Source organism: Armatimonadota bacterium, from assembly GCA_039679645.1.
Lineage (GTDB): Bacteria > Armatimonadota > UBA5829 > UBA5829 > UBA5829 > UBA5829.
This window is the reverse complement of record JBDKUO010000002.1, coordinates 1-6,234: the sequence shown is the minus strand read 5'-3', so window position 1 is coordinate 6,234 and position 6,234 is coordinate 1. Positions and strand designations below refer to the sequence as shown.

Here is a 6,234-nt window from a genome sequence, read left to right as displayed (position 1 = left end):
CAAACCATAAATTGCATTGGAATTCATTTCACTCGCTGATCCTTTCGCGTTTTCGCCCTTTCGTGTTTTCGCGATTAGAGCAACCTGCCTAAATTTTGGTTATTTCCGTAGATTTGACATACACACCGAGAGGAAAGCAATATGGCAAGCGGCTTTATGGTATAATATTTTGGCGATGGGGTCCGCCGTAATTGCCCGGATGGGATGATGACTCCTACAATGATCAACATTGCGGGAGGCATGTATCCAATGGCCAAGGTTTTATGGCTGTCGCTCGCGGGCGCGTGCGGCACTCTCAGCCGTTATGCCGTGTGCGAACTGGCAAGTAAATTCAAGAGCGGCCCGATCCCACTCGGAACATTCGCAGTTAACATCATAGGCAGTTTCTTCTTCGGGCTGTTGTACGCTTCGGCTCAGTCAAGACTCAATCTCAGCCACGAAACACGCACCATACTGCTTGTAGGGTTTATGGGCGCATTCACTACTTTCTCCACATTTGCATTTGACACGGCAAAGCTACTGCACTCACAGCAGTGGCTCCATGCTCTTGGAAACGTGACCGGGCAGGTGCTGTTGGGACTGATTGCGCTGGTCGGCGGAGTGTTGGTGGGAAGAGCAATATGAAAAGCCTTACGCGATACATATGTGATAGACCTGATGCAATCAGTAAGTGCTTCACCCATGCGGATATCAATGGCAGTATCTGCCATAATCTGCGATTTCATTATTCATCGCATTGATGATCTCGGGCCTGTATGGAACTCCATGGCTGGGACCGGCTATGTACCCGCCGCCTTTGCCCATCTGATCTATCCTCTTTCGCACTTCCGCTCTGGCTTCTTCAGGCGTCACGCCCGGCCTGCCGAGAACGAACTGGCTGTCGATTCCGCCATGAAACGATATCTTATCACCAAACTCTTTCTTGAGCCGCGCAAGATCATTGCATGGCTGGCAAGGGTTCCAGATATCCGCTCCAATTTCAACCATATCTGCGAATATTTCCTCGATTTTCCCGCACGAATGCTGGTAGACTATCATTCCGCGGCTATCAATACAGTCATAGATTCGCTTTGTATGCGGCTTGATAATCGCCCTCCAGATGCCAGGTGACATGAAGAGCCCACTCTGTGTCCCCCAGTCGTCTCCATACCAGACGATGTCGGGCTTTGCGACCTCGTAGAATCTGGATATTAGTGCAATCTTATAATCCGCTATTGCAGCGACAAGCTGTTCCATCAGATCAGGCTCGCTTAGGTAGGATATAAGCGCTTCCTGCATCCCAAGGAGCAAGTATGACCTCTCGAACAGCCCCATCTCGACAAATGCCAACACCAGGTTTTCATGCCGGTCGATTTCATCGGTCTTCTGCTTGACATCAGACCAATCGATGACATCTACATCAGGTATCTTGATTTGTTCACGCCAGCGGGAGATATCCGTGATTACGTATCCGCCTGTTGTTGGATAGGTGCCGCCTTCAGCCGCAGGATCATAAGACCAGTGAACGCCAAAGCAATCACAGCTCTCTGAAGATGGTCTTTCAACCACGGGCGGTGTGATCGACACAGTGTTCTCCAGTCCGTTAGGTACCCTTTCAGGCTTCTCACGTCTTATAGCCCTCAATAAGTTTTCTTTGGGCGTCATTTGCTTATCCTATACCATAAGAGGCACTATTTCGGCTTTACTGTATAAAACCCGGTTATCCGCTTTGAAGAATCGAATGCAAGCTGCGCATCGAGTGTCGCCTTCTCGAACTGACAGGTAACCAGAACAACGTCAAAGCCCTGAATCTTAGTGGTTTTAGTTGCGGTGCGGCCTTTGTAGCTCCCTACCTGCGACTGGATCAACTGCCATGTCTCAGATAATTTGGACGCAGGCATCAACGATTTCATATTATTGTCGAAGTAGTCTGTGGCTGCTGCATACTCGCCTTTTGAAACATGATCTACAAACTCCTGGGCAAGTGTTTTAATGTCCTTGGCGCCTTCTACGGTGACAGGTGGAGGCGGAGGCGAAGGAATATTCAGACCCGCAGCGGTAGTCTTGCTGATACGTGAGCGTATGATATTTTCAATCTCGACTTTGCCGCCTGCTTTGGCAATGGAAAGAGGAGTGCGGCCCTTTTTATCCACAGCGCAGGGGTCCGCCTTGGCATCCAGCAGAGCGACAACTACATCTTTATAACCCAGAGCGGCGGCGACATGCAAGGGCGTGACGCCGTCTTTCTTCTGTGCGTTCACATCCGCCTTATTATCTATCAGCAGTTTCACTACTGCAAGTTGACCCTTGGCGGCGGCATGGTGCAGAGGTGTCGCGCCGTCATCATCCTTCAGATTGACCAGATCCGGCTGGGCCTTGATCAGTTTTTCGACTGTGGCAATATCGCCGGTCGCCGAAGCAGTGTGTATCTCCGCCGCAAACGCGCTTGTCGCTGTTAGCAGAGCTAAAATTGTCACAAGTAAAATTGCAGATCGCTTTAACACTATTTTCTCCTATCGTTTGATCCATGCCGCAATATCATCTACTACTTTTTCTGAGACGTGCCCGGGAACTTCATATTCCTGGGGAGTGATTTTGCCTTTACCAGTAATAAACAAATGGTTCAAATCCGGATAGAGCTTGAAAGTGACATCGGTCCGTGAAGAGAGCTTCGTCTTCCATATGTTGAAATCAGCGGTTGTAGCCTGGTAGTCCCGTCTTCCCTGCAGGATGAGCATCGGCTGTTTCAGCGACTTTGCCATCTCCACCGCTGCCGGAATATAGCGCCGGAGATCGAGCAAGTATGGAGCCGGCGCGCTTTTTATGAACGATTGCACTTCCTTATTGATCTCCTTCTTGGTGTCAGCAGTTATCGGTCCGTTCAGCGAGGCTATATATGTTAATTGCCGTAATATCACATCCTCCAACGGTTGTGTGCCGCACCCGGCCATCATAATCAGACCGTAGATTTTAGGGTCGGCCTTGCCGATCCTCGGAATGAGAATGCCGCCAAGGCTGTGGCCAAGAACATATATCCTATCGCTATTTATCTCCTTTGTCTTCCTGAGAAGAGATACGGCGGCTATAGCATCGTCTATGGTCTCTTCCTTGACGGTAAACTTATTGGTCGCTGCAAACTTTGCCAACTGTGCCGGATACACTTTTGTCCTCTTGTCATAGCGAAGCACGGCGATTCCACGTGAGGCAAGCCCCTGCGCGATATCCCGAAACGGTTTGTTTGGGCCGATGGTCTCATCGCGGTTTTCTGGGCCGGAGCCATGAACTAAAACCAAGGCAGTGAATGGTCCTTTGCCATTGGGAATGGTAAGCGTGCCGGGCAATTGCCACTCGCCTTTGCCGACAGTGACTTCACGCTCAACAAAGCGGTCATTGTGCGCATAGGCGGGAGGAGAATACTGCGCGCCGGTTTTGGAAATATGTGGGACGAACCATAGCCCGCCGATCTTGCCATCCTTATCGAAGACGACTTTGACATCGAGAATGATCTTCTCAAAATTTACGGCAACGAAAACCTCGTCGAATCCTCCCTCTTGCCCCGTGCGAGTTTCTCCGATTTTCTTGAAAGCGCCGTACCGTCCGATCAATGACTCCCACGCCTGTTTCAGTTGATCGGCTGACATCGCCCGGCTCATTGCATCGTCGAAATGCGTCACGGCATCCGCGTATTTACCGTCTGCCGTACACCGCACGAATTCCAAAGCAACTGCGGTCTTAGCATTCGAAGCTGATGCCTTTTTCGCACTTGAACATCCCGCCATAACCCCGACTAAAACTACTAAAACTGCAAAAACACCCCACCGTCTTAGCATATTCATATACCTACTTCGCTGCCTTAGTTGGAATTATAAATAATCCTGTGATCTGCTTGTTGCTATCGAACACAACCTTGGTATCAAGGTTGGTTTTCTCGAATTGGCAGGTCACATAGACGACGTCATAACCCTGTTCTTGCGCTTCTCGTGTGCTTGTGCGCGCCTTGAATGGCCCTACTTGAGCAGTCAATTGTCCCCAGACTTGACCCAGCTTTTCGGTATACATGGCGGACTTCATCGTAGGATTGAAATTCGCAGTAACCGATGCAAAATCACCCTTCGCCATAGAATCGACGACATTTTCCGCTGATTTAGTGGCAGAAGGCTTGGCGCAGCCTGCAGCCAGCAGCACTGCCGCGCACATCATGGCCGTGAGTATTGTTCTCTCCACATTCGTTACAAATCGATTCATCATATTATCCTTTCCCTTTCCGCTTTATATCCCTCCAGTTGTCTTTACTATTCGCGCTCTGGTGGAGTATTCCTCTAGATTATTTTAATCGTATTCTGTTGCGAATTTCCGTTTCAGACAGACCGGATATTTTGACCACCTTCTCGCGGCTCTTTTCGCCTGAGACAAGCTCGACCTGGCTCTTTTTTATCTTTAATGCATCGGCTAAAAACTTCACTACGGCGGCGTTGGCAGCGCCCTCGACAGGCGGAGCGGTAATTTTTACGTACAAGACATCATCACGCCAGCCGGTAATTTCGTTTTTTGATCCGCGCGGGCTGACATGGAGCTTCAGGTTTGTATCAGGCATAATGCATGGCTCCTTGAATGCGTCTGGCCTATAGTTTACCATAGTTCGGCTGATGAAGATTCCCTAACCCATCATAGGATTCAAATCCTAAGATTCTGTTTCACACGCGATCAGATATCGCGCGCGATCGAGTGTCTGTTATCCGCATACGCCGCGTGCTATACTGATGCAGAAAAGCTTATATATGCAGGTTATGGATATGATGCTACCCAAAGTGAGCAGACTGCCCAATGGGCATACACGTGTCGAATTGAATATTGATGGCGAGTGCGTCAGTTGGCTAAAAATCGTGCCGATGACCATTCGCGCCGGGTCGGCGCAGATCAGAATGGACGGCATCGCAGATGTTGGAACCCGCGAGGAACACAGAATGAAGGGCTGCTCGCGCTGCGTGCTCAATGCAGCAATAGACCATATGACTGGCGGTGATGCGGCGGTTTCGATGCTCTACGGCATAAGTAATTTCTACCATAAGTTCGGATATGCGACCTCGGGACCCGAGCATTATATTCTTTTTACCAACCTTGATGATGACGTGCCTGCAGACTGGACATCTAGACCTTTCTCTCTGGAAGATTTGGGAGATGTGCGCAGCATATATGACACTGCAACATCTGCTGCGACGGGAACGGCAATAAGGCACCCCGAATCTGAGGTGTGGTCTAAATTGGCCACATCCATTGAGAGCTCGGATGACGCATGCCATGTCATTGTCGGATCGGACGGAATCGCGCATGCTTATGTTTGGCTTGCTCACTGGTGCTATTCTGTCGAAAAGCTGCGCAGGCAGTTTTCTGATGCGCTCATAATCGGTGAGGCTGTCGCGGACTCGCCGATAGCAGCGGATGCGCTTTTGGCTGCGTGTAAGCAGTTGGCTATTGATCGTAATGTGAAGCGAGTGCTGCTGGCGTCACCACCCGACTGCCATGTAGCGAATGCGGCAATGCGCCAGGACAGCAGGTTTATCTCCGATTTCGATGCATGCGGAGGGTCGATGATACGTGTGCTCGACGTCAAACGCCTGCTGGATTCGCTCGTTCCTGAGATCAAAGTGCACCTTGAAAATATTAATCCGGCCTATACAGGTACACTGACATTTAACACCGATATAGGCAATGCGGCTATTGTGATAGAGCATGATGACGTCATTGTCCAGGATGCAAAGCCAAATCCCGATAACCCAGTGATCGAGATACCACAGGCTGAGCTTGGACGGCTTGCGCTTGGGGTGTTCACTCCCACCGATATAATGGAGCGACTTGCATCACCGCCGGATACAAACACCTCGAAGCTTGTGCAACAACTATTCCCGCTTCGGCATCCTCATATGTATCTGCCGGACAGGTTCTAGAATTGTGGAGCGTGGAGGATGGAGTGTGGAGAGCTAAGAGCCCGGAAGTGATACCCGATCACACCTAGACCCAGCTACGGGATATGAAATCCCGGGATTGCTCTTTTCGCACGCGATCGGATATCGCGCGCGATCAAACAACCTTCGGGGCATTCGCCCGCGAAGTATAGCGGTTGTCTACACGTAAGTGCTCAGACTCTATGAGTATTTTTGCTGCTGCACATTATGCGACGAAGAAACTCGAAGATTTCACAAGTTTGATGCATGATTTTTGGATGTGGTTGTGTAATTAGACCATGTGGACAAATAT

General features: G+C 49.9%; 7 protein-coding genes and 1 riboswitch. Of the genes, 2 read left to right on the top strand and 5 right to left on the bottom strand.

The genetic code is table 11. The annotated features are described in order from the left end of the window. Positions 1-162: 162 nt before the first annotated feature. A riboswitch (Fluoride riboswitch) is annotated at positions 163-224 on the top strand. Positions 225-249: 25 nt separating this feature from the next. Then, the gene (gene crcB, locus ABFD83_00195; GenBank protein MEN6355482.1) at positions 250-624 is read left to right on the top strand and encodes a fluoride efflux transporter CrcB; all 375 of its coding nucleotides are present in this window, start codon (positions 250-252) and stop codon (positions 622-624) included. 66 nt (positions 625-690) lie between these two features. Here crcB and ABFD83_00190 read toward each other — a convergent pair whose 3' ends face one another. From ABFD83_00190 to ABFD83_00170, 5 genes are all read right to left on the bottom strand, one after another. Then, entirely contained in the window at positions 691-1,644 is a 954-nt protein-coding gene (locus ABFD83_00190) for a uroporphyrinogen decarboxylase family protein (protein ID MEN6355481.1), read from the bottom strand. 26 nt (positions 1,645-1,670) lie between these two features. Beyond that, positions 1,671-2,483, bottom strand: a complete 813-nt coding sequence (locus ABFD83_00185; protein MEN6355480.1) for an ankyrin repeat domain-containing protein — start codon at positions 2,481-2,483, stop codon at positions 1,671-1,673. Between the two features lie 9 nt (positions 2,484-2,492). Next, positions 2,493-3,809, bottom strand: a complete 1,317-nt coding sequence (locus ABFD83_00180; protein ID MEN6355479.1) for a DUF3887 domain-containing protein — start codon at positions 3,807-3,809, stop codon at positions 2,493-2,495. 10 nt (positions 3,810-3,819) lie between these two features. Then, on the bottom strand, positions 3,820-4,227 hold the full coding sequence (locus ABFD83_00175) for a DUF3887 domain-containing protein (GenBank protein MEN6355478.1): 408 nt from the start codon (positions 4,225-4,227) through the stop codon (positions 3,820-3,822). Between the two features lie 76 nt (positions 4,228-4,303). Next, the gene (locus ABFD83_00170) at positions 4,304-4,573 is read right to left on the bottom strand and encodes a DUF167 domain-containing protein (GenBank protein ID MEN6355477.1); all 270 of its coding nucleotides are present in this window, start codon (positions 4,571-4,573) and stop codon (positions 4,304-4,306) included. Between the two features lie 199 nt (positions 4,574-4,772). Here ABFD83_00170 and ABFD83_00165 point away from each other — a divergent pair, with 199 nt between their 5' ends. Then, positions 4,773-5,924, top strand: coding sequence for a GNAT family N-acetyltransferase (locus tag ABFD83_00165; protein MEN6355476.1), 1,152 nt, complete (start codon positions 4,773-4,775; stop codon positions 5,922-5,924). Positions 5,925-6,234: the final 310 nt, after the last annotated feature.

Coding starts and splice junctions, on each gene's coding strand:
- crcB (MEN6355482.1), top strand. CDS start 250: ATGGCCAAGGTTTTATGGCTGTCGCTCGCGGGCGCGTGCGGCACTCTC.
- ABFD83_00180 (MEN6355479.1), bottom strand. CDS start 3,809: ATGCTAAGACGGTGGGGTGTTTTTGCAGTTTTAGTAGTTTTAGTCGGG.
- ABFD83_00165 (MEN6355476.1), top strand. CDS start 4,773: ATGATGCTACCCAAAGTGAGCAGACTGCCCAATGGGCATACACGTGTC.
- ABFD83_00190 (MEN6355481.1), bottom strand. CDS start 1,644: ATGACGCCCAAAGAAAACTTATTGAGGGCTATAAGACGTGAGAAGCCT.
- ABFD83_00175 (MEN6355478.1), bottom strand. CDS start 4,227: ATGATGAATCGATTTGTAACGAATGTGGAGAGAACAATACTCACGGCC.
- ABFD83_00170 (MEN6355477.1), bottom strand. CDS start 4,573: ATGCCTGATACAAACCTGAAGCTCCATGTCAGCCCGCGCGGATCAAAA.